This window comes from Symbioplanes lichenis (assembly GCF_030709675.1).
GTDB lineage: Bacteria > Actinomycetota > Actinomycetes > Mycobacteriales > Micromonosporaceae > Actinoplanes > Actinoplanes lichenis.
Genome location: NZ_JAUZQD010000010.1, coordinates 197,982 through 220,423, shown reverse-complemented (window position 1 = coordinate 220,423; position 22,442 = coordinate 197,982). Strand labels below are relative to the sequence as shown.

22 protein-coding genes are annotated in these 22,442 nt (G+C 72.2%); 11 read left to right on the top strand and 11 right to left on the bottom strand.

Going from position 1 to position 22,442, the window contains the following annotated elements; genetic code table 11:
* Positions 1–29: 29 nt before the first annotated feature.
* Positions 30–851, bottom strand: coding sequence for a helix-turn-helix domain-containing protein (locus tag RAN62_RS24755; protein WP_305787140.1), 822 nt, complete (start codon positions 849–851; stop codon positions 30–32).
* Between the two features lie 115 nt (positions 852–966).
* Here RAN62_RS24755 and RAN62_RS24750 point away from each other — a divergent pair, with 115 nt between their 5' ends.
* Positions 967–1,872: a DUF2157 domain-containing protein gene (locus RAN62_RS24750; RefSeq protein ID WP_305787139.1), complete on the top strand. Its 906-nt coding sequence runs from the start codon at positions 967–969 to the stop codon at positions 1,870–1,872.
* A gap of 6 nt (positions 1,873–1,878) precedes the next feature.
* On the opposite strand, the gene RAN62_RS24745 is transcribed toward RAN62_RS24750, so the two are convergent.
* Complete coding sequence (locus tag RAN62_RS24745) at positions 1,879–2,817, bottom strand: LLM class flavin-dependent oxidoreductase (protein ID WP_305787138.1); 939 nt, start codon at positions 2,815–2,817, stop codon at positions 1,879–1,881.
* Positions 2,818–2,894: 77 nt separating this feature from the next.
* Between RAN62_RS24745 and RAN62_RS24740 the strand changes: the two genes are divergently transcribed.
* The 4 genes from RAN62_RS24740 to RAN62_RS24725 all read left to right on the top strand — a co-directional run bounded on the left by RAN62_RS24740 (position 2,895) and on the right by RAN62_RS24725 (position 7,278).
* The gene (locus tag RAN62_RS24740; protein WP_305787137.1) at positions 2,895–3,767 is read left to right on the top strand and encodes a helix-turn-helix transcriptional regulator; all 873 of its coding nucleotides are present in this window, start codon (positions 2,895–2,897) and stop codon (positions 3,765–3,767) included.
* Between the two features lie 39 nt (positions 3,768–3,806).
* Positions 3,807–4,445, top strand: coding sequence for a TetR/AcrR family transcriptional regulator (locus RAN62_RS24735; RefSeq protein ID WP_305787136.1), 639 nt, complete (start codon positions 3,807–3,809; stop codon positions 4,443–4,445).
* Positions 4,446–4,456: 11 nt separating this feature from the next.
* Positions 4,457–6,847, top strand: a complete 2,391-nt coding sequence (locus RAN62_RS24730) for an MMPL family transporter (protein ID WP_305787135.1) — start codon at positions 4,457–4,459, stop codon at positions 6,845–6,847.
* A gap of 77 nt (positions 6,848–6,924) precedes the next feature.
* Positions 6,925–7,278, top strand: a complete 354-nt coding sequence (locus RAN62_RS24725) for a hypothetical protein (RefSeq protein WP_305787134.1) — start codon at positions 6,925–6,927, stop codon at positions 7,276–7,278.
* Here RAN62_RS24725 and RAN62_RS24720 read toward each other — a convergent pair.
* Positions 7,275–7,703 (bottom strand): GNAT family N-acetyltransferase, encoded by a 429-nt coding sequence (locus RAN62_RS24720; RefSeq protein WP_305787133.1) that lies wholly within the window; start codon positions 7,701–7,703, stop codon positions 7,275–7,277. The two genes, RAN62_RS24725 and RAN62_RS24720, sit on opposite strands and share 4 nt — an antisense overlap.
* Before the next feature lie 140 nt (positions 7,704–7,843).
* Here RAN62_RS24720 and RAN62_RS24715 point away from each other — a divergent pair, with 140 nt between their 5' ends.
* Positions 7,844–8,596 (top strand): SDR family oxidoreductase, encoded by a 753-nt coding sequence (locus RAN62_RS24715; protein ID WP_305787132.1) that lies wholly within the window; start codon positions 7,844–7,846, stop codon positions 8,594–8,596.
* Between the two features lie 14 nt (positions 8,597–8,610).
* Entirely contained in the window at positions 8,611–9,243 is a 633-nt protein-coding gene (locus tag RAN62_RS24710; protein ID WP_305787131.1) for a PQQ-dependent sugar dehydrogenase, read from the top strand.
* A 59-nt stretch (positions 9,244–9,302) separates the two neighbouring features.
* Here RAN62_RS24710 and ligA read toward each other — a convergent pair whose 3' ends face one another.
* From ligA to RAN62_RS24670, 8 genes are all read right to left on the bottom strand, one after another.
* Positions 9,303–11,273: an NAD-dependent DNA ligase LigA gene (gene ligA, locus RAN62_RS24705; RefSeq protein ID WP_305787130.1), complete on the bottom strand. Its 1,971-nt coding sequence runs from the start codon at positions 11,271–11,273 to the stop codon at positions 9,303–9,305.
* A gap of 37 nt (positions 11,274–11,310) precedes the next feature.
* A complete protein-coding gene (locus tag RAN62_RS24700; RefSeq protein WP_305787129.1) occupies positions 11,311–11,814 on the bottom strand; it encodes an MOSC domain-containing protein in 504 nt (167 codons plus the stop codon).
* 86 nt (positions 11,815–11,900) lie between these two features.
* Positions 11,901–12,845, bottom strand: a complete 945-nt coding sequence (locus RAN62_RS24695; protein WP_305787128.1) for a PDR/VanB family oxidoreductase — start codon at positions 12,843–12,845, stop codon at positions 11,901–11,903.
* Positions 12,842–13,198: a cupin domain-containing protein gene (locus tag RAN62_RS24690; protein ID WP_305787127.1), complete on the bottom strand. Its 357-nt coding sequence runs from the start codon at positions 13,196–13,198 to the stop codon at positions 12,842–12,844. Before RAN62_RS24690 ends, RAN62_RS24695 begins: the two co-directional genes overlap by 4 nt.
* Positions 13,199–13,310: 112 nt before the next feature.
* Positions 13,311–14,393, bottom strand: coding sequence for a M24 family metallopeptidase (locus tag RAN62_RS24685; protein WP_305787126.1), 1,083 nt, complete (start codon positions 14,391–14,393; stop codon positions 13,311–13,313).
* Between the two features lie 15 nt (positions 14,394–14,408).
* Positions 14,409–15,071, bottom strand: coding sequence for a response regulator (locus RAN62_RS24680; protein ID WP_305787125.1), 663 nt, complete (start codon positions 15,069–15,071; stop codon positions 14,409–14,411).
* A gap of 32 nt (positions 15,072–15,103) precedes the next feature.
* Entirely contained in the window at positions 15,104–16,288 is a 1,185-nt protein-coding gene (locus RAN62_RS24675) for a sensor histidine kinase (protein WP_305787124.1), read from the bottom strand.
* A 78-nt stretch (positions 16,289–16,366) separates the two neighbouring features.
* Positions 16,367–17,341: a LacI family DNA-binding transcriptional regulator gene (locus RAN62_RS24670; RefSeq protein WP_305787123.1), complete on the bottom strand. Its 975-nt coding sequence runs from the start codon at positions 17,339–17,341 to the stop codon at positions 16,367–16,369.
* Between the two features lie 166 nt (positions 17,342–17,507).
* Between RAN62_RS24670 and RAN62_RS24665 the strand changes: the two genes are divergently transcribed.
* The 4 genes from RAN62_RS24665 to RAN62_RS24650 are packed head-to-tail and all read left to right on the top strand — an operon-like array spanning position 17,508 to position 22,413.
* Positions 17,508–18,734, top strand: a complete 1,227-nt coding sequence (locus RAN62_RS24665) for a sugar ABC transporter substrate-binding protein (protein ID WP_305787122.1) — start codon at positions 17,508–17,510, stop codon at positions 18,732–18,734.
* A complete protein-coding gene (locus RAN62_RS24660; RefSeq protein ID WP_305787121.1) occupies positions 18,731–19,714 on the top strand; it encodes a carbohydrate ABC transporter permease in 984 nt (327 codons plus the stop codon). The genes RAN62_RS24665 and RAN62_RS24660 overlap by 4 nt, the downstream gene beginning before the upstream one ends.
* Positions 19,711–20,520, top strand: coding sequence for a carbohydrate ABC transporter permease (locus tag RAN62_RS24655; protein WP_305787120.1), 810 nt, complete (start codon positions 19,711–19,713; stop codon positions 20,518–20,520). Before RAN62_RS24660 ends, RAN62_RS24655 begins: the two co-directional genes overlap by 4 nt.
* A 9-nt stretch (positions 20,521–20,529) precedes the next feature.
* Positions 20,530–22,413, top strand: a complete 1,884-nt coding sequence (locus RAN62_RS24650) for a glycoside hydrolase family 127 protein (protein ID WP_305787119.1) — start codon at positions 20,530–20,532, stop codon at positions 22,411–22,413.
* Positions 22,414–22,442 lie beyond the last annotated feature (29 nt).

The window sequence follows — 22,442 nt, the reverse complement described above, 5'->3', positions numbered from 1 at the left end:
TTTCGCCGCGCGTGGGGCTCTGTGCAATTTTACTGAGCGACTCCGGCCAGCATGCCGAGCAAGGTCAGGGCGTCGGCGCTCGGCGAGCCCGGGGCGGCGTGATAGACGGCCAGCTCCTGACCGTGCGAGCCGCGTACGTCGAAAGTCTGCACCCGCAATGTCAGCTCCCCCACCGCGGGGTGGCGGAAGGTCTTGCGGTCGGCGCTCTTGCCGCGCACGTCGTGGCGCGACCACAGCCGGGCGAACTCGGCGCTGGTGGTGAGCAGCTCGCGCAGCACCTCGCCGATGCGCGGATCGTCCGGCGCCTCGCTCAGGTGCATGCGCAGGCCGGCCACCGTGCCCGCCGCCACGGCCGGCCAGTCGGCATAGAACTCGCGGGCCCCCGGCTCGGTGAAGACCAGCCGCACGAGGTTGCGCGTGGCCGCGAACCCGCCGAACAGGGCCTCGCCGAGCGGGTTGGCGGCCAGCACGTCGTACGCCCGGCCGTAGATCACCGCGGGGTTCGCCGGCCACTGCCGCAGCAACTCCTCGAGGGCGGGATCGACGTGCTCGGCGGCCGCCGCGGCGCGGGCCCGGGGCGCCAGGCCGGCCAGGCGGAAGAGGTGCAGCCGGGCGTCGTCGTCCAGGCGCAGCGCGGCCGCGAGGGTCTCCAGCACCTGCGCCGACGGGTTGCGCTCGCGGCCCTGCTCCAGCCGCACGTAGTAGTCGACGCTGACCCCGGCCAGCTGCGCCACCTCCTCGCGGCGCAGCCCGGCGACGCGCCGGTCGCCGCGGTCGGGCAGCCCCGCGTCGGCGGGCTTGACGGCGTCCCGGCGGTGGCGGAGGAACTCGCCCAGCGGCGTGGTCGGCATGCCTCCGACTGTACGGGCGCCCGCGCCGGCCGGCCTGGCCCCGGCGCACCCACCCAGGGGCGGCTGAGTACTCGGGCTCAGGCGCGCCCCTCCCCGGGGGTACCAGAGTGGGGCCATGCCGACCGACACCCGTCTCGAAGCCACGCTGGACTCCCTCGTCGCGCGGGGCGTCCTCGACGACGCCCAGGCCACCGCCATCCGGACCGAGCTCGCCGCCCGCCCCGAGGGGCTGCGCGGGCGCCTGGGCGAGATCGCCGGTTATCTCGGCGCGTCCCTGGTGCTCGGCGCGACCGTCCTGCTGCTCGGCGACCGCTGGGACGAGCTGGGCCTGGCCGGCCGGGTGATCGCCCTGGCCGCCGTGGCCGTCGTCCTGGCCGCCTGCGGAGTCGCGCTGTCCCGACGCCGGGGCCACGACGTCCACCGGCGCCTGGCGAGCACACTGCTGACCGGCGCCGCCGTGACCGCGGGAGCTGCCGCCGGGGTGGGACTGGACGACGGGCTCGCCTGGTCCGGGACCGTGCTCCTCGGTGCGATCGCCGGCTACCTCCTCGCCCGGAGCGCGCTCGGGCTGCTGGCGGCGGCCGCGGCGGCCTGCGGGGTGTGGGCCGCGGTGATCGACGACCTCGATGCCCCGTACGGCATCGGTCTGATCGTTCTGGGTGTGGGGTTCGCCGCGCTGAGCCGCACGCCGTGGATCGCCGAGCGCCGGGTGGCCGTCGCGATCGCGGTGACGCTCGGGCTGACCGGGGCGCAGCTGGTGCTCTTCTCGACGAACGCGGTCAGCTACGGGCTGACGGCGCTGGTGACGGCGGCGTGCTTCACCGGGTACGCCCGCGGGCGCGACTGGATCACGCTGGCCGGCGGCGTCGCGGGCGCCACGCTCGTGGTCCCGGAGTTCCTGTACGACGTGACGGGCGGCTCGCTCGGGGCGGGCGGCGCGATGCTGGTCGCCGGGCTCACCCTGCTGGCCGGTGGCCTGATCGGCCTGCGCCTCCGCAACGAACCCCCGGCTACCGCCTGACCAGCCTCAGAGGGCCCGCGCGAGGTCACTGAGGGCTTCGAGCGGGCCGGCCGCGGCCGGGATGAGGACGACGCTGGTCGCCCCGGCGGCGTGCCGGGCCGCGATCCCGGCGCGCACCTCGTCCGGGGTGCCGGCCAGGGCCAGCTCCCGCACCCACGCCCCGGGCATGGTCGCCGCGAACTTCTCCGGGCTGCCCGCCGCCTCGCGATGGGCCGCCAGCTCGGCGGCGAACGGCAGCCCGGCCAGGTGCGGCGCCCAGTCCGGCTCGCCGATCCACGCCAGCCCCGGGCGCACGAGGTCGCGGGCGGCATTGCCGTCGTCCGCGACGACCGCGGCGTCGTACGTGATGATCTCGGGCCCGGCGGGCAGGCGCGCGGCCGAGGCGGCGATGTAGGACGGGGTGGCCGGCTCGGCGAGCAGCAGCCCGTCCGCCACCTCCCCGGCCAGGGTGATCGATTTCGGCCCGCGCACGCCGAGCACCACCGGCGGCGGGGTCGCCGGCGTCTCGCCGATGACGACACCCTCGACATCGACGTACCGTCCGGCGGCCGGGCCGGGCTCGCCGCGCAGCAGTGCGCGGACGGCGACCGTGTACTCGCGCAGCAGCGTGAGCGGGCTGGCCGGCCAGGCGCCCACCGACCGCATCCAGTCCGGCATGCCGTGCCCGACCCCGGCGATCAGCCGCCCGGGGAAGAGCTGGGCCAGGGTCGCCAGCTCCATCGCGGCGAACGCGGCGTTGCGGGCCCCGGCCGGGAGGATGCCGATCCCCACCGTGATCCGCGAGGTGGCGGCCAGGACGGCCCCCGTCTGGGCGACGCCGCCCCGGAAGCCCAGGTCCTCCACGACCCACAGCTCGCCGAACCCGAGCTCCTCGGCCCGCCGGGCATAGGTGAGCACCTGCGCGGCGGGCAGGTCCCGGGGCAGCATGACGCCGGCGCGAGCCACGAGAAGGGCCTCCAGAGGTCGAGGGGTGCACCGACAGTACATCCCTGGCCGCCCCGCGGACCCGTACCGTCGGAGGGGTGAACAACCGAGCCGAAGTGCACGACTTCCTCACCTCGCGCCGCGCGAAGATCACGCCGGAGCGGGCCGGGATCCCGGCCGCCGGGCAGCGCCGCGTGCCGGGGTTGCGCCGCGGCGAGGTCGCCGCGCTGGCCGGGATGAGCGTCGAGTACTACTCGAAGCTCGAGCGCGGCGCCCTGGCCGGCGTGTCCGCCGGGGTGCTCGAGGCGATCGCCCGCGCCCTGCAGCTCGACGACGCCGAGCGCGCCCACCTCCTGCGGCTCGCCCAGGAGGCCAACGGCAGCGGCAATCTGCTGCGGCGCGGCAGCCGGCCGCGGCAATGGACCGTACGCCCGAGCCTGCAGTGGTCGCTCGACGCCATCACCGCCCCGGCGATCCTGGTCAACGGCCGCGCCGACCTGCTGGCCGCCAACCACCTCGGCCGCGCGATGCACAGCGACCTCTTCGCCGACCCGGCCACGCCGCCCAACTTCGCGCGGTTCACCTTCCTGAGCAGCGCCGCGCACCGGTTCTATCCCGACTGGGAACTCTTCGCCGACATGACGGTGGCGAACCTGCGCACGGCCGCCGGCGTCGACCCGCACAACAAGGAGCTTCACGACCTCGTCGGCGAGCTGTCCACCCGCAGCGACGACTTCCGGCGGCGGTGGGGCTCGCACAACGTGCGGCTGCACGGCACGGGCGTCAAGCACTTCCGCCATCACGTGGTGGGGGACCTGGAGCTCGCGTACGAGACCATGGAGCTCGTGGCGGAGCCGGGCCTCTCGATGACCCTCTACGCCGCGGCGCCCGGCTCCCCGACCGCGCACGCGCTGACCCTGCTCGCCTCGTGGGCGGCCCCCGACGCGGAGATGCACGCCGATCGCCACTGATTTGCGCCGAGTGCAACGATGCACTTAGTGTAAGCAATCATGCTGGTCGAGGCCGTTCCGCCCGATCGCCGGGCGGCGCTCAAGGCGCGGCACCGGCGGGCGATCCTTGACGCGGCCAAGACGCTGATCAGCGAGGGCGGCACCGCCCGGTTCAGCGTCGACCAGCTCGCCGAGCGGGCCGACATCTCCCGGCGCACGGTCTTCAACCACTTCGCCTCGATCGACGACGTCGTCACGACCGTCTGCACCGAGGTGCTGGGCGCGGTGATCGACACGTTCCGGACGCAGGTCACCACCGCGCCGGTCGAGCAGGGCAGCCGCAGCGCGATGTTCGCGACCGTCACCGCGGCCCTGCGCGCCACCGACATCCCCGGCCTCATCGGCTTCATCTACCGGGCGCTGGGCGGGTTCGGCACCGGCGACCCGCGCCCGCAGCAGATCTTCCAGGCCTCCTTTTCCCGTACGACCGGAGAGCTCGCCCACGAGCTGGCCGAACGCAACGCGGACCTGGACCCGCTCGAGGCCGAGGTGCTCGTCAGCTCGCTCATGCACGGCATCGAGGTCATCGCCCACCACTGGCTCACCGAGACCGGGGCAGACACCGGCGCGGCCGCCCGGGCCCGCTGGGACGACCTGCTCGACCGGCTCGTCGCAAGCATCCGCAAGGGCTATCAGTAGAGGACAAAGCAGTGGCTGAGTTGTTGTACCGCCTCGGGCGCTTCGGGGCCCGGCGGGCGTGGGCGGTCCTGATCGCCTGGGTCGTGATCCTGGGCGTCTCCGCCGGCGCCTACTTCGCCTTCGGCGGCACCCTGTCGTCGCAGGTCTCCATCCCGGGCACCGCGACGGCGAAGGTGACCGACCAGCTCGCGCAGAAGTTCCCGAGCGCGAGCGGCGGCAGCGGCACCGTGGTGTTCCACACCGCGAACGGCGCCGCCTTCACCGACGAGCAGAAGACCGCGATCGGGGCGCTGCTCAAGAGCACCGGTGACCTCGACGGCGTCGCCGGGACGACCGATCCCTTCGCCACCCAGGCGCAGGCCGCCGAGCAGGCCGCCCAGGTCGAGGCCGGCGCGCTCAAGGTCAAGCAGGGCCGCGTCCAGGTGGAGCAGGCGCAGCAGCAGCTCGACGCCGCCCCCGGCGGGGCCCCGGCGGCGCAGCAGGCGGCCCTCGACAAGCAGAAGGCGGAGCTCGAGGCGCAGGGCAAGCAGCTGGAGCTCTCCCAGCAGCTGCTGGCGCTGTCCTCGAAGATCCGGCTGGTCGCCGAGGACAACACCACGGCGGTCGCGGCCGTGTCGTTCGAGCAGGCCCAGATGGACGTCACGCCGGAGACCAAGGAAGGCGTCGTCGACCACGTGACCGGCGGCGTGCCGGCCGGGGTGGAGGCCGACTTCTCCAACGAGATCACCCAGAGCGTGCCGCAGGTCCTCGGCGTGGGCGAGGTCGCCGGTCTCGTCGTCGCCGCCATCACCCTGCTCGTCATGCTCGGCACCGTGATCGCCGCCGCCCTCCCCTTGGTCAGCGCCCTGGTCGGCGTCGGCGTGGGCGTCACCGCGTCGCTGGCGATGTCCGGCGTCGTGGACATGCTGTCGATCACCCCGGTGCTCGGCGTCATGCTCGGGCTCGCCGTCGGCATCGACTACAGCCTGTTCATCCTCAACCGGCACCGCCGCCAGCTGCTCACCGGCGTCGAGCTGCACGAGTCGATCGGCCTGGCCAACGGCACCTCCGGCAACGCGGTCGTCTTCGCCGGCGCCACGGTCCTGGTGGCCCTGCTGGCGCTCAACGTCACCGGCATCGGCTTCCTCGGCATGATGGGCACGGTCGGCGCGATCTGCGTCGCCGTCTCCGTCGTCATCGCCGTCACGCTGACCCCGGCGCTGCTGTCGCTGCTGGGCGCCCGGGTCCTCAGCCGCAAGGCGCGCGCGGCCGTCGGGCACGTCGACGCCATGAAGCCCCCGGCCGAGCCCATGGGCACCGGTCGCGCCGTCCTGACCGCGGTCGCCGCACTGGCCGCCCTGCTGGTCATCGCGCTGCCCGCCCTGTCGATGCGCCTCGGCCTGCCCGACGGGTCGTCGGAGTCGGAGGACTCGACGCAGTACCAGGCGTACAAGATCGTGGAGCAGAAGTTCGGCGCCGGGGTCAACGGGCCGCTGCTCGTCGTCGCCCAGCTGCCCGCGCCCGCCGGCCTTCCGGATCAGGTACGCATCGGGTCCGAGCTGGCGCGGCAGAACGACGTCAGCGCCGTGGCCCCGATCGGGCTGTCGGAGGACAAGACGCTCGCCGCCTTCCAGGTCATCCCGACCGGCGGGCCCACGTCGGAGTCGACCGAGCAGCTCGTACGGGATCTGCGCGACCTGTCGCCCCTCGACGGCGGCGTCACGCTCGGCGTCGCCGGCAGCGCGAGCGGCAACATCGACATCTCGGAGCAGCTGTCCGACGCGCTGCCGCTCTATCTGGGCGTCGTACTCGGCCTGTCGTTGATCATTTTGATCTTCGTCTTCCGCTCGCTGCTCGTGCCGCTGACGGCGACGCTGGGCTTCGTGCTGTCGCTGTTCGCCACGTTCGGCGCGATCACGGCGATCTTCCAGTGGGGCTGGCTCGGCGCGGTGTTCGGCATCCACGACCCGGGGCCCATCCTGAGCTTCCTGCCGACGATCCTGATCGGCATCCTCTTCGGGCTCGCGATGGACTATCAGCTCTTCCTGGTGTCGGGCATGCGCGAGGCGTACGCCCACGGCGCCCCGGCCCGGCTGGCCGTCCGCCAGGGCGTGCACGCCGGCCGCACCGTGGTCACCGCGGCCGCGATCATCATGATCTCGGTCTTCGGCGGCTTCATCTTCAGCCACACCGCGATGATCCGGTCGCTCGGCTTCGGCCTGGCCTTCGGCGTGCTGGCCGACGCCTTCCTGGTCCGCATGCTGCTGATCCCCGCGATCATGCACCTGCTCGGGAAGTCGGCCTGGTGGATCCCGCGCTGGCTCGACCGCATCCTGCCCAACGTCGATGTGGAGGGCGCCGCCCTCGAGCGCAGCCACCCCACCGCGCGGGAGTCGCGCGAGCCCGCCCACGCGGCTTCCTGAGAAGTCCGCCCGGCCGATCACCGGTGCGCCGGTGATCGGCCTTCGCCCTGTCGTCGTCCCTGGGATAGTCTTCGCCGATGTCCGGATCCAACGATGCCCTCGCCGCGGCCCTCGGGCGCGTCGGACCCGCCGACGCGTCCGACGCCCTGGTCGCCGCGATCGTCGAGGGCGGCCTCCACGTGCCGATCGACGCGGGCGATTCGGTCGTCTTCATCGGCGTCGACGGCTCGGGGCCGGTGCTGCCCGGCTATGCCAGCGCGGCGTCCCGCGAGCGGCACCTGCCCGAGGCCGCGGGATCCGCGCACTTCGACGCGCTGCGGCTGATCGACATCTGGCGCCGGACGGGCGTCGACACCCTCGCCGTCTTCGGCGACGAGCAGTGGGTGAAGGTGCCGCTGCCGCTCGTCGCCGAGGCGCTGCGCCGGCGCTAGACCAAGCTCTTCCGCAGCGCCAGCTGGGTTTTCACCCCGTTGTAGCCGTGCTTGCGGTAGAACTCGTGCGCCGCCTCGCGCTCGCTGCCCGAGCGGAGGTGCACGACGGGGATGCCGTTCGCGGCGGCCCACTCCTCGACCTGCCGGAGCAGCGCACCGCCCACCCCGCCGCCCTGGAAGTCCGGGTTGACGGCCAGCCCCGCGATCTCCGCCCGCGGCCCGGCGATCAGGCTCTGGCTGCGATAGACGTGACACCATCCGCGTACGCGGCCGGCGGCGACCGCGACGAAGACGGCATCGCCCTCCGCCAGCTCCGCGAGCCGTTGCGCCACCTCTTCCGCTGTCACGTCGTAGCCCATGGCCGCGATCAATGTCACCAGGGCAGCGCTGTCATCGGCGGTCGCCGGCCGTACCTCAATATCCATCCGGCCATTCTGCCGCCCCGCCGCTCGCCGCTCGCCGAGCCAGGACATGGGAGACCTAGGCAGAACGCGGCCTTCATAACCCCGTTGCCGGCGGCGATGCTGATCTCACGCCTTTCCCGTCGATCCATCGAAGGAATCCCGTGAACATCAGCGGCAACACCATCTTCATCCCCGGCGCCACCTCCGGCATCGGCCTCGGCCTGGCCCTGCGTCTGCAGGCGAAGGGCAACACCGTCATCGTCGGCGGCCGCCGCACCGAGCTGCTCGAGCGGATCGCCGCCGAGCACCCCGGCCTCGGCACGGTGACCATCGACACCACCGACCCGGCGTCGATCACCGCGGCCCGCGACGAGCTGGCCACCCGCCACCCGACGCTGGACACCCTGATCACCATGGCCGGCATCATGGAGCCCGAGGACCTGCGCGACCCGGCGTCCCTCGACGTCGCCGAGCGCACCGTTGACGTCAACCTGCTCGGTCCAATCCGGCTGATCCACGCGTTCCTGCCCGGGCTGCTCGCCCGGGCGTCGGCCACCGTCATCACCGTCAGCTCCGGCCTGGCCTACGTGCCGCTGCCCGCCACCCCGACCTACAACGCCACCAAGGCGGCGATCCACTCCTTCACCGAGAGCCTGCGCGTGCAGCTGTTCAAGAGCGACGTCCAGGTGATCGAGCTGGTGCCGCCCGCCACCCGGACCACGCTGATGAACCAGCAGGACTCCGACGTGGCCATGCCCCTGGAGGAGTTCCTGGACGAGGTGATGAGCCTGCTCGAGGCCGACCCGAAGGCCGAGCAGATCCTGGTCGAGCGGGTCAAGTGGCAGCGCAACGCCGTGGCCGAGGGCCGCTACGCCGACGTCCTGGGCGTGCTCAGCGGCCGCTACCGCTCCTGACCCGGGGGCCCCTCATGCGACGTTCTCCTCGCCGGTCCCGGTTCGGTGCGGGCCTGGCCGCGGTGCTGAGCCTGACCGCCTGCACCGCGGAGCCCCCGCGTTCCGCCCAGTCCCCGGCCGGCCCGCCGCCGGGTGTCGCCACCCTCGGCGCGCCGGCCGAGATCACCACCGGCCTGTCCGTGCCGTGGGGCCTGACCTTCCTGCCCGACGGCTCGGCCCTGGTCTCCGAGCGGGATTCCGCCCTGATCAAGCGGGTTCCCGCCGACGGCGGCCCGGCGCAGACCGTCGGGCGGGTCCCCGGGGTCGTCCCGAAGGCCGAGGGCGTGGCGGGCAGCACCGGGACGGCGCCGATCTGGACCGTGCACCCGGACGACGCCTCGCCCTCAGGGATGGCCTACGCCGCCGGCTCGCTCTGGATCGGCGCCCTCGGCGGGCAACGCCTCTGGCAACTGCCCGTCGAGAGCGGCCGGGCGACCGGCGCGGCGATCGAGCACTACCGGGGCGAGTACGGCCGCATCCGTACCGTCGAGGCCGCCCCCGACGGCTCGCTGTGGCTCATGACCTCCAACACCGACGCCTCCACGTGGGGCGGCGCCGACCCGAAGGCCGGCGACGACCGCATCCTGCACGTCGCCGTCGGCGGATGATCCCGATGGCCGGCGACGACCGCATCCCGCGCGTCGTCGCCGGCGGTGGCCCCGGGTGGTCAGCCGGCCAGCATGCGGGCGAACTCGGCCGGGTCGATCACCGGGATGCCGAGCTTGGCCGCCTTCGCCGCCTTGGCCGTGGTGGTCTCGGCGGTGACCAGCGCCGTGGTCGAGGCCGACACGCTGCCCGACGCCCGCCCGCCCAGCTCCTCGATGCGCTCGCTCACCGTGGTGCGGGTGTAGCCGGGGACGCTGCCGCTCACCACGTAGGTCCGGCCCTCGAGGGGCTTGTCGCCCGCGGTCTCGGGGACGCTCATGGTGACGCCGGCGGCGGCGAGGCGGTCGATCACGCCGGCCATGGCGGCCAGGCCGTCGATGACGTGCTGGGCCTTGATCAGGCCCATCTTGTCGATCTCGGCGATCTCCTCGACCGTGGCGGCGCGCAGGGCGTCCATGGTCTTGAAGCGGGCGGCGAGCCAGCGGCCGACGCTGCGGCCGGTCATCCGGATGCCGAGGCCGGTGATGACGCGGTTGAAGGGCTGGCTCTTGCTCTGCTCGAGCGACGCGATCACCTTGGCCGCGTTGAGCCGGCCGAGCAGGACCACGCCGCCCGCCTTGGTGTGGCCGACCGGCAGCTCGGCGAGCTGCTCCTCGGTCAGCCCATAGAGATCGGCGACATCGGTGGCGAGGCCGGCGTCGACCAGGGCGACGCAGAGGGCCTCGCCGGCGCCCTCGACGTCCATGGCCTCGCGGCTGCACCAGTATTCGAGGGCGCTGACCGCGCTGCACGAGGCGGTGTGGCAGCGCCAGAGCAGGCTGGACTTGTCCCACGGCTCGCCGCACTGCGGGCAGGTCTCGGGCGGCGTCCACGGCGTGAGCCCGTGCGGCTGCTCGCCGATGGGCGCCGTGACGCGCGGAATGACGTCGCCCGCGCGCCACACGGCGACGGTCTGGCCGAGGGCGAGCCCCTGCTCCTCGACGAAGTGCGGGTTGTGCAGCGTCGCGTAGGTGATGGTCGTGCCGTCGACGAAGACCGGGTCGAGCACGGCGCGCAGCGAGATGCGCCCGGTGCGCCCGACGCGCACCTCGATGTCGCGCAGCACCGTCGACCCGGTGTCGGCGGGGTATTTGAAGGCGGCCGCCCAGTAGGGCGTGCGGCTGCCCGAGCCGAGCCGCCGGCGCGTCGACTCGAGGTCGGCGGTGAGCACGGCGCCGTCGATCGGGAAGTCGAGCCCGCGCCGCAGCTCCCCGATCCGGGCGACGGCGGCCAGCGCGGCGTCCGCGTCCCCGGCGACCTGGATCTCCCCGGTGGCGAGCCGGCCGGCCACGGGGAAGCCCAGCGCCGTCGCGGCCGCCATGCGCTCGCGGTGCGAGCCGAAATCCCCCGAGATGTCGTACGCCGAGAAGGTCATCGGCGCCTCGTAGGCGCGATCGGCCGCGCGGATCGACCCGGCCACCGCCCCGCGCGAGTTGATGAACGCCTTGCCGCCGGCCGCGACCCGGTTGGCCGACGCGGCCTCGAAGTCGCCGACCGTCATGTAGATCTCGCCCCGCACCTCCCCCGTCCACGCCGTGGCGAGCCGGCCGGGCAGGCCCGCGATGCCCCGCAGCACCTGGGCGGTCACGTTCTCCCCGGTGCTGCCGTCGCCGCGCAGCGCGGCCAGGACGAGCCGGCCCGACTCGTACGCCACCCGGATCGCCAGCCCGTCGAGCTTGACCTCGACGAGGCACGGGTCGCCGCCGAGGCTCGCCACGAACGCGCGCACCTCCTCCTCGCCGGTCACCTTGGCCAGCGACATCATCGGCTCGGGATGCCGCACGTCGCCGCCGCCCGACACGCCCGCCGCGACCTGCGTGGTGACCCCGCGGTCGTCCCACTCGGGATGCGCCTGCTTCGCCGCGGTGACGCTGTCGAGCAACGCGTCGTACTCCGCGTCGGTCATCAGCACGTCGCCGGTGTCGTAGTACGACTTCGCGGCGGCCTGCACCCGGTCGACGGCGGCGGCGAAGCCCGCCTCGGTGAGAGTCATGCGCACAACCTACGTCCCGGGTACGACAGAATCCGGCTCAGAGGTCGAGCACCACATCGCCGCGCGGGCGGGTCGTGCAGATGAGCACGTTCCCCTCGGCGGGCGGGTCGACCGGGTCGATCGTCGCGGTCACCTCGCCCGCGAGCAGACCGGCCCGCGCCCCGAAGACCTCGGTGTGGATCCGCTCCGCGGCTGCGACACCTCGAACAGCGCCGTGCCGACGCGGTAACGGTCGCCGATGCGTACCTCGTCGTCCGGCAGGCCCTCGATCGTGAAAGTTCTCGCCGAACTGACCCGGACTGAAATCGGTTCGACCGAGCAGCTTTTCCCAATACGCGTACGAATTCAGCTGATAGACGAAGACGGCCCGCTGCTCCCCGCCGTGCCCGCCGAGGTCCCCTTGCCCGTCCCCGTCGATGTTGAGCCGGCGCACCGTCGCCGCCCCGCCGACCGGGGACTTCATGATGCCGGTGTGCACCGTCCGCCCCCGCCAGCGGATGTCGCGGGGCAGCCCGACGTTGACCGAGCGCAGCAATGCCATCCGTCCATCGTGCACCCTGACGGCTGCCATCATCGGCCCTGTGACAGCTCGTTCTCCGATGCTCGGCGTGCTCGCGGATCGGATCCTCAGAGATCAAGCGTGAGCCGGGGGCCCTGGGCGCGGGATACGCAGATCATCATGCACGAGTTCTCGGCCTTCTCGGTCGCCGTCAGCACGTGGTCACGGTGGTCGACCGCGCCCGCCAGCACCTTGGTCTCGCAGCTGCCACAGATGCCTTCCTCGCAGTCGCTGAGCACGTCGACGCCGGCCTCGGTGACCACCTCGAGGGCGCTGCGATCGGCCGGGACGACGAGCTCCAGCCCGGAACGCTCCAGCCGCACCACAAACGTTCCCGGCTCCTCCGCGATCTCCGAGGCGGGCGCCGCGAAGTACTCGGCGCGCAGCTGCGACTCCAGCCCGCGCGCTTCGAGGGCCGTCCGGGTGGCGCCGATCAGCTCGGCGGGCCCGCATACGTACACCAGGGTGTCCGCCGTCAGCTCCCCGAGCAGCCCGGCCACCGGCGGGCGGCCTGAGACGGCGGTCTCGTGGACGGTGGCCGACGGGCCGAGCGCGCGCACCCGGTCCAGGAACGGCATGCGCCGCGCGTCGCGCCCGACGTAGGCCAGGCGCCAGGAGCGGCCGGTCCGCGCGAGTTCTTCGGCCATCGGCAGCAGCGGCGTGATGCCGACCCCGCCGGCCACGAGGACCACGTGCGGCGCGTCCTCCAGCGCGAAATGGTTCCTGACGCCGCGTACGGGGATCCGATCGCCCGGGCGCAGGATCCGGTGCACCCATGCCGACCCGCCGCGACCGGCCGGCTCGTGCCGCACGGCGACCGTGAGGGAGGGCGCCGACGGCTCGCCGCACAACGAGTACTGACGCACGGTCCCGTCCCCGACCACGAGCTCGACGTGGGCCCCGGGCGCCCAGCCGGGCAGCGCGGCACCGGCCGGATCCACCAGCTCGACCGTCAGCACGTCGCCGGCCTCAAGCGTGAGGCCGCGCACCATGAGCTCCCGCGGGCCGGTCACGGCTTGTAGACCACGTAGACCTTGCGCAGGCGCTCGGTCACCACCCACTCGCCCCGCCAGCCGATCGGGAAGTACGCCGTCGAGCCCGCCGTCACCTCGACCGGCTCGCCGCCGTCCTCGGTGACGACCATCCGCCCGGCGAGCACGTGCACGATCTCGCCCCGGGTCTCGAACTCCCAGCGCGACCGGCCCGGCTCCGCCTCCCAGATCCCGGAGACCACCCGCCGGTCGTCGGTCGCGAAGTCGACCCGGCTGCGGACCACGATCTCCCCGCTGAGCGGCTCGGCACTGGGCGGCCCCAGCACCGACTCCCGCAGGCCGGCAGCCTCGACCGGACGGTTCACCAGCGTCATGCGAGCCTCCTGGACACAACCTCGATCGGATTGGATCCCAGAACTGTATCTGTGGATCCGCCTGGTCGCCAGTCGTGCTGTGCCACTTTGTCGCCGCGCTGGGGCAGCGGGCTCAGAGGTGGACGAGGTCCGTCGGGGTGGTGTTGAGGCGCCGGGCGCCGGTGGGTGTGCAGACGACGATGTCCTCGATCCGGGCGCCGTACGCGCCGGGCCGGTAGATGCCGGGCTCGATCGAGAAGGTCGTCCCGGCCACGAGCGGCTCGGCGTTGCCCGCGACGATGTACGGCTCCTCGTGCGTGTCGAGGCCGATGCCGTGCCCGGTCCGGTGGACGAACAGGTCGCCGTACCCGTGGGCGGTGATGTGGTCGCGGGCCGCCGCGTCGACCGCCTCGGCCGGCACGCCCGGGCGCACGGCCGCCACCGCCGCCCGCTGCGCCTCCTGCAGCACCGCGTACATCTCGGCGAACCCGGGCGGCGCCTTCGGCCCGATCACATACGTGCGCGTGCAGTCGGAGCAGTAGCCGCTCGGCATCGTGCCGCCGATGTCGACGACCACCGCGTCGCCCGGCTCGATGACGCGGGCGCCGCTGCTGTGGTGCGGGCTGGCCGCGTTCGGGCCGGAGGCGACGATGACGAAGTCGGTGCGCGCGTGCCCGGCGTCGCGAATGGCCCCGGCGAGGTCGGCGGCTACTTCGGCCTCGGTCCGCCCCGGCCGCAGCCACCGGTGCATCTGCTGGTGCACACGATCGACAGCGGTTCCCGCGGATGTCAGTTCGGCGATCTCGTCGGCTGATTTCACGGCCCGCAACGGGGCCAGCGCCCGCCCGGCCACCTCCCAGCGCACCCCGGGCAGCAACCGCTGCGCCGGCACGAGATGCGCGGCCGGCATCGCATCCACCACCCCGATCACCCCGGTGGGTACGGGCAACGCGTCGGCCAGCAGCGCGATGAAATCGGTTCCATCGGGATAGTCGATGAGCCGCACCGGCGCCTGCTCCGCCTTGGGACGTTCGAGCCTCGGCAGGATCAGCGCCGGCTCCCCCTCGACCGGCAGGACGAGACACGTCAGGCGTTCCAGCGGCGCCGCCACATGCCCGATCAGATGGAACAAGTCCGCGCCGGGCGTCACCAGCAACGCCGTCCAGCCCTGCTCGGCAGTCAACTGACGGGCGCGGTGCAACCGGGAGTCCAGCATCGGCTCACCGTACCGTCAGCGCCGCCCGGGGATCACCAGGCCGTTCTCGTAGCCGAAGACCACCGCGTGCACCCGGTCGCGCAGGCCGAGCTTGTGCAGAACTCGGCTGACGTGCGTCTTGACGGTCTGCTCGGCGACGAAGAGCGCCTTCGCGATCTCGGCGTTGCTCAGGCCCAGCGCCATGTGCCGCAGCACCTCGCGCTCCCGGTCGGTCAGGGCGTTGAGCGCTGCGCTCGCCGGGGGCGGAGCCGGCTGCGAGCCGACGAAGTTCTCGATGAGCCGCCGGGTGATCCGCGGCGAGAGCAGGGCCTCACTGCCGGCCACCACCCGGACCGCCCGCATCAGCTCTTCGGGATCGCTGTCCTTGAGCAGAAATCCGCTCGCCCCCGCGCGCAGTGCCTCGTACACATAGTCGTCGATGTCAAACGTCGTCAGCATCAGCACACGCGGATTCGGCCCGTCGCCGGACAGCAGTTCACGCGTGGCAGCGAGCCCGTCCAGCACCGGCATCCGCACGTCCATGAGCACGACGTCCGGACGCAGCGACCGGCTCTTCGCGACGCCGGCCCGCCCGTTCTCCGCCTCACCGACGACGGTCATGTCAGCCTGCGAGTCGAGAATCGCGTGAATTCCGGCCCGGATCATCGGCTGGTCGTCCACGACAAGAATGCGAATCACGGTTGCGGCTCCAGGCGTCATTGTTCCGGGCTTCACTGCTTCGGTTCCAGCGCGAAGCGGGCGGCGACCCGGTAGCCGCCGCCGGGGCGGGAACCGGTTTCCACCGTTCCACCGGCGAGGCGCGCGCGTTCCCGCATGCCCACCAGCCCGTGGCTGATCCGGTGCGGTTCCTCGATGGGCCGCGGCGCCCGGTCCGGCCGATCGTTGACCACCTCGACGTCGAGGCGCGCCGCGTCGGAGACCACCCGCACCCGGGTCGCGGCGCCGGGCGCGTGCCGCACGACGTTGCTCAGGGACTCCTGCACGATGCGGTAGGCCGCCAGCCCCACGGTGTCCGGCAACGCGCCGCCGGCGAGGTCGAGGTCGAGCTCCACCGGAATCCCGCCGCGGCGCGCGGACTCGGCCAGCTCGCCCAGCTGACGCAGGTCTGGCATCGGTTCCAGCGTGGTGTCAGCGGTCTCGTCGCGCAGCAAGGCGAGCAGCTGACGCATCTCCCGCAGCGTGGTGCGCGTCCCGGCGGCGATCCGGCCGAACTCGGCCCGGGACTCCGGGTCCAGGTCCTTGATCCGGTACGCCGCCGACGTCGCCTGCATGTGAATGACCGACATGCTGTGCGCCACCACGTCGTGCAGCTCGCGCGCGATGCGGTTGCGTTCCTCGACGAGGGCCCGCTGCGCCTGTTCCAGCGCGATGTCACGTCGCGCGTCAGCCAGCTGCCGGCGCACCGCCCCGCGCTGGGTCCACACCAGGGCGCCGAAGAGCACCAGCACGGAGATGACCGCGTACAGGATCAATGAGGTCTCGGCGTCGTCGATCGTGCGGCCCTGCGGGTCGGCCGACACCAGGACGAGGCTGAACAGCACGCTGGTCCACCAGATGATGACCGCCGGTCGCCACGGCCGGCTCAGGCCGATGAGCCCGATGTACGTGATCAGCAGGACCAGCACGGGAACCGGGACCGGCCACAGGACGTCGCCCCGGGGCTGGACGAACGCGAACACCGCCAGCCCGCCCAGCTGCAGCCCCGTGGCGAGCCACGGGTGCCGGAGGGCCAGCGGCAGGGCCACGCATTGAGCCGTCGCGGCGCCGTAGGAGACGAGCACCGGCACGTCGTAGCTCGAGGTCATCATCGTCGCGGTGACCACCAGCAGCAGCCCCGCGAGGGTGCCGACCACCAGCCACCAGCGCGCTTGCACCGGCTGTTCCCGATCTGTCACGCGTGCGACGTTACCGAGCGGCTCCCGCCCCGGCGTCCCTCCACGGAGCTACGCCCGGGCTTCCCGGCGCGTGATCGCTCACCCCATGGCGGTCGACGCGCGGGGAATCAGGCGGCACGGGCGCATCTGGGGCCCGTGGACCGGGTCGCCGTTGATGGCGGCCAGCAGGAGCTCCGCCGCGGAGCGGCCGATGCCCTCCAGGTCCATGTCGATGCTGGTCAGCGGGGGCCGGCTGGCGTCCACCATCACGTCCCAGTTGTCGAAGCCGACCAGTGCCACGTCGCGCGGGATGTCCCGGCCGGCGTCGCGCAGGGCCTCGGCGACGCCCCGGGCGATCTGGTCGCTGCCGCAGAAGACCGCGTCGACACCGGTCGCCGTGGACAGCAGCATGTCGGCCGCCTGGCGGCCCCAGGCCTCGCTCCACTCGCCGTAGAGGACCGGCGCCGCGAGCGACAAGCCCTCCGCGGCCAGCGTTTCCGTCGCGGCGCGGGCCCGGACCGTGGCCGAGTGGTGGTGCTCCGGGCCGGTGATGTGGGCGATGCGGCGGCGGCCGGCGGCGAGGAGGTGCTGGACGGCCCGGCGGGCGCCGTCGGCCTCGTCGGGCACGACCGAGCAGTCGTCCGGGTCGGTGGAGCTGATGAAGGCGTAGACGACCGGGACCGGCAGGCCGGCGCCGATCGGGGCGCGGGCCTGGGTGCGGCGGCCGGTGACGATGATGCCGTCGACGTTGCGGCTGAGCAGCGTCCGCAGGTAGTACTGCTCGCGGATGACGTCGTCGCGGGCGTCGCACAGGAAGACGGACATCCGGCCGGCGCCCAGGGCGTCCTCCGCGCCGATGAGCAGCGGGATGCTGAAGCGGCCGATCGTGTCGGTCGTGATCATGCCCACCGTGTACGTGCGGCCGGTGTGCAGGCTGCGCGCGGCCGCGTTGGCCACGAAGCCGAGCTGCTCGGCGGCCTGTTGCACGCGTCGGCGGGTGTCGGGGTGCAAGCTGCCGCGGCCGTTGAGCGCCTTGGAGACGGTGCCGGTGGAGACCCCCGCGAGGGCGGCCACCTCGCGGATCGTGACGCCGCGCGGGTTGGTCTTCAGGGTTTCCTCCGCGTTTTCCGGGTTGCCGTCATCGAACGGTAACGATCCATTGACATCCGTGCAACTCCGGCCCTAGCGTGCAGGCAATCGATTTCCTTCAGTTTCCTGCTGCCTGGACAAGGATGCCGACATGACGGTACGGCGCTGGATCACCGCCGCGGCTGCGACAACTCTGCTCGTCTCCTTCCCCGCCTGCTCCTCCGGAACGGAAGAAACCAGTTCCAGCGATTCCAGCTATGCGATCTGGGACCCGTACCCGCAGTTCGACGGCAGCTCCGGCTGGGTGCAACTGCTGACGAAGTGTGGAACCGATGCCGGCGTCACCGTGAAGCGCACCGGCTACGACACCACCGACCTCACCAACAAGGCGCTGCTCGCCGCTCAGCAGGGCAACTCGCCCGACGTCCTCGTGGTCGACAACCCCGTCGTGTCCACACTGGCCGAGGCGGGCGCGCTGACGACCCCCGAGGAGATCAAGGCGGACACCACGGCGATCGAGCCCAACCTGCTCGCCGCCGGCCGGCTCGGCGACAAGACGTACGGCGTCCCGATCGGCGCCAACACGCTCGCCCTCTACTACAACAAGAAGGTTCTCGGCGCCGCCGGGGTCGATCCCGCCACGATCAAGGACTGGACGGCGCTGACCGCGGCCCTGCAGAAGGTGAAGGCGACCGGCAAGAAGGGCATCACGTTCTCGGCGATCGGCACCGAGGAGGGCAGCTTCCAGTTCCTGCCGTGGTTCTGGGGATCCGGCGCTCAGCTGACGCAGCTCGACTCCCCGCAGGCCGGCGCCGCGCTGACGCTGTGGACGGACTGGGTGAAGCAAGGCCTGGCGCCCAATTCGGTCCTCAACAACACGCAGACCACGAGCTGGCAGGAATTCGCCTCCGGGAACTTCGCCTTCGGGGAGAACGGCACCTGGCAGCTCGCCAATGCCAAGAAGACCGGCTTCGAGTACGGCATCATCCCGATCCCGTCCGCCGCGGGAGGCACCGCCCCGGCGCCCACCGGGGGCGAGTTCGTCACCGCGCCCGTCCAGGACGACACCGGCCGCTACGCCGTCACCCAGAAGATCATCGCCTGCCTGACGAGTACGGACAACGCGCTCACCACCGACACCACGCTCTCGTACATCGCGGCGACCAAGGCCGTCCAGGAGAAGCAGGTGGCGCAGAATCCGGAGCTGAAGGTCTGGGTCGAGGCGGTCGGCGCCGCCAAGGGCCGGACCAGTGACAACCTCGGTACGAAGTACCCGAAGATCTCCCAGCCGCTCTGGACCGCGTTCCAGGCCGCGCTCAGCGGTTCCAGCACACCGCAGCAGGCGCTCGCCACGGCACAGTCGGCCGCCGCGAAGTGACCGCCGTCCCCGAGATCCCCGAGCACACTGCGCGGAGCAGACCGCCGGCACCGTCCCGCGCCGTTACGACTGCGGCACCGGGACGCTCCACGAGAACTTCCAGGTGGCAGACACGCACAGCCCCGTGGGCCTTTCTCGCCCCGGTCGTCATCTACCTGCTGGCCTTCTACGCCTATCCGCTCTATCGGAACCTCGATCTGAGCCTCCGCCACTACACCGTGCGGTCCTTCGTGCGCGGCGACGCCCCGTTCAGCGGACTGGACAACTATCGGACGGTCACCGGCGACCCGACGTTCGTCCCGGCCCTGTTGCACACCTTGGTGTTCACGTTCGCCTCGATCGCGGTGCAGTTCGCGCTCGGCATGGCGCTGGCGGTGTTCTTCGCCCAGAACTTCCGGCTGTCCGCGACGTTGCGCGCGCTGTTCCTCGTACCGTGGCTGCTGCCTTTGATCGTGTCGGCCTCGACCTGGTCCTGGATGCTCAACAGTGACTCGGGCATCGTGAACGCCGCCCTGGGCCTGGTCGGCGCCGGCCCGGTCAACTGGCTGACGTCGCCCGACTGGGCGCTGGTCAGCGTCATCATCGCCAACATCTGGATCGGCGTGCCCTTCAACCTGGTCGTGCTCTACAGCGGGCTGCAAACGATTCCCGCCCAGGTCTACGAGGCCGCGGCCCTGGACGGCGCCACGGGCGTGCAACGCTTCTGGCGCATCACGTTCCCGTTGCTGAAGCCGGTTTCCGCGATCACGCTCCTGCTCGGCCTGGTCTACACGCTCAAGGTGTTCGACCTGATCTGGATCATGACCAAGGGCGGCCCGGCGAACGCGTCGACGACCTTCGCCACATGGTCCTACCAGTTCAGCTTTGGCAGCCTGCTCCCGGAGTTCGGGCCGGGCGCCGCGGTCGGCAACCTGCTCATCGTCATGGCGCTGATCGCCGGACTGTTCTACATCCGCATCCAGCGCCGGAGCGTGTCATGACGCGCTCGTGGAAGACGGTGCTGGGACTGCTGTTCACGGCGATCATGCTCTTCCCGGTCTACTGGATGCTCAATGTCTCGTTCACCCGGGACTCGGACATGCGCGCCGATCCACCGCACGTCTTTCCCTTCCACGGGACGCTGGAGGGCTATCGTGCGGTGCTCGACCAGCAGCTGCCCTATCTGGGCACGAGTCTGCTGATCGGGCTGGGCACGGTCGTGCTCACGCTGGTGCTGTCGGCGCCGGCCGGCTACGCGCTGGCGAAGCTGCGCCCGCGCGGCGGTGGTGTGCTCGGTTTCGTGCTCCTGGTCGCGCAGATGATCCCGGGCATCATCATGGCGATGGGCTTCTACGCCATCTATCTGCGCGCCGGCTTGCTGAACACGGTTCCCGGACTGATCCTGGCCGACTCGACGATCGCCGTGCCGTTCGGCGTGCTGATCTTCACAGCCTTCATGGCCGGCATCCCCGACGAACTCCTGCACGCCGCGCTCATCGACGGCGCGACCCGGTGGCGCACCTTCGTCTCGGTGGTCCTGCCGGTCAGCCGCAACGCCGTCGTCACCGTCAGCCTCTTCGCATTTCTGTGGGCGTGGTCGGACTTCGTCTTCGCCACCACGCTCGACGGCGGGGGCGGCCTGCGCCCCATCACCCTGGGGATCTACCAGTACATCGGCAACAACAACCAGCAATGGAACGCCATCATGGCCACCGCCGTGATCGCGTCGATTCCCGCGACGCTGCTGCTCATCCTGGCGCAGCGCTACGTGGCCGCCGGCGTCATTGCCGGCGCCGTGAAGGACTGAGGACCGCGCATGACCGACATTCAAGGACCCGTCGTGCCCACGCCGGAATCGGTTTCCGTGTTCCGGCCGCTGCCCGCGAACGCGGTGCGGCTGGGCGCGGCCGGGCTGCTCGGCGGCTGGCAGGCCCGCAACGCCGCGGCCACCCTGCCGCACTGCGTCACCCAGCTCGACGCGTACGGGAACCTGGCCAACCTGCGCCGCATCACCGGCGACGCCGAGGGCGACTTCCGCGGCATGTGGTTCGCCGACACCGACGTGCACAAGACCCTCGAGGCGGCGTTCTGGGAACACGGCCGCGCGGGGGCCGGCGATGCTTCCTCACCCGCGCTGCCGGAGTTCGTCGCCGAGGTCGCGGAGCTGCTGGAGAAGGCGCAGGACCCGGACGGCTACCTCAACTCCTACTACCAGGGCGACCATCGCGACGAGCAGTGGGCGGAGCTGCACTTCAGCCACGAGATGTACACCGCGGGACATCTGATCCAGGCCGCCGTCGCCGCCGTCCGCAGCGCCCCGGGCGATCCGCCGGCCGAGCAGGTGATGACCGTCGCCCGCCGGTTCGCGGACCTGCTGGTGCAACGGTTCGGGCAGTCGCCCGAGGTGGACGGGCATCCCGAGATCGAGACCGCGCTCGCCGAGCTCTACCGCGTGACCGGGCACCGGCCGTACCTGGACCTGGCAGCTCGTCTCCTCGACAACCGGGGCCGGGGCGTGCTCGGCGAGGGCCGGTTCGGGCCACGCTACTTCCAGGACCACGAGCCGTTGCGCGGAGCCACCGAGGTCACGGGGCACGTGGTGCGCCAGCTCTACCTGCTCGCCGGCGCGGTGGACGTGGCCGTCGAGACCCACGACGACGAGCTGCTCGCCGCGGCGGAACGGCTGTGGGAGTCCGCCCTGGCCAGCCGCACGTACGTCACCGGCGGGCAGGGGTCGCGCCATCGCGACGAGGCGTTCGGCGATCCGTACGAGCTGCCGCCCGACCGCGCCTACGCGGAGACCTGCGCCGCGATCGGTGGCTTCCAGCTCGCGTGGCGCCTGCTGCTGGCGACCGGCGACAGCAAGTACGCCGACGAGCTGGAACGCCTGCTGTACAACGGAATCGCGGCCAGCACCGCAGTCGATGGAATCGGTTTCTTCTACTCCAATCCGTTGCAGTTGCGCGCCGGGCACGACGGATCGCACGAGGACGCGCCGACGCAACGGCTGCCCTGGTACTCCTGTGCCTGCTGCCCACCGAACCTCGCCCGGCTGATGGCCTCGCTGCACAGTTACGTGGCCACGGGCGACGCCGACGAGGTGCAACTGCATCTGTATGCGCCGGGAACCATTCACGCCGCCGGCCGCACGCTGCGCATCGACACCGCCTATCCCTGGGACGCGCGGGTCACGATCACCGTGACGGAGACGACCGCGGAGCCGTGGGAGCTGTCGGTGCGCATCCCGGCCTGGTGCACCACGGCCGACGTCGACGGCGAGCCGGTCGCGCCCGGACGCCTCCGCCTGCGAAGGACCTGGCGGGCTGGTGACCAGGTGGTGCTGACGCTGCCCATGCCGCCCCGGCTGGTGACCGCCCATCCCCGCGTCGACGCCGTGCGGGGCGCCGCGGCCCTCGCGCGGGGGCCGGTCGTCTATTGCCTGGAGCAGGCCGGCCTCGACGACGACCTGGAGGACCTCGAGCTCGACCCGGCCGCGCCGCCCCGGATCACGGACGGCCACGGCCTGCTCGTGAGCGCCCGGGTGCGCCCGCCGGAACACCAGCTCTACCGGACGCCGGCCGCCCCTCCGGCCGTACCGGAGAAAAGCGTGACCGTCACCGCCATCCCCTACTTCCTGTGGGCCAACCGGGCGCCCGGGCCCATGCGGGTCTGGATTCCGCTGGCCGCACGGGAGGAGTAACCGTCCACACCCCCAACCGCGCAGGAGTG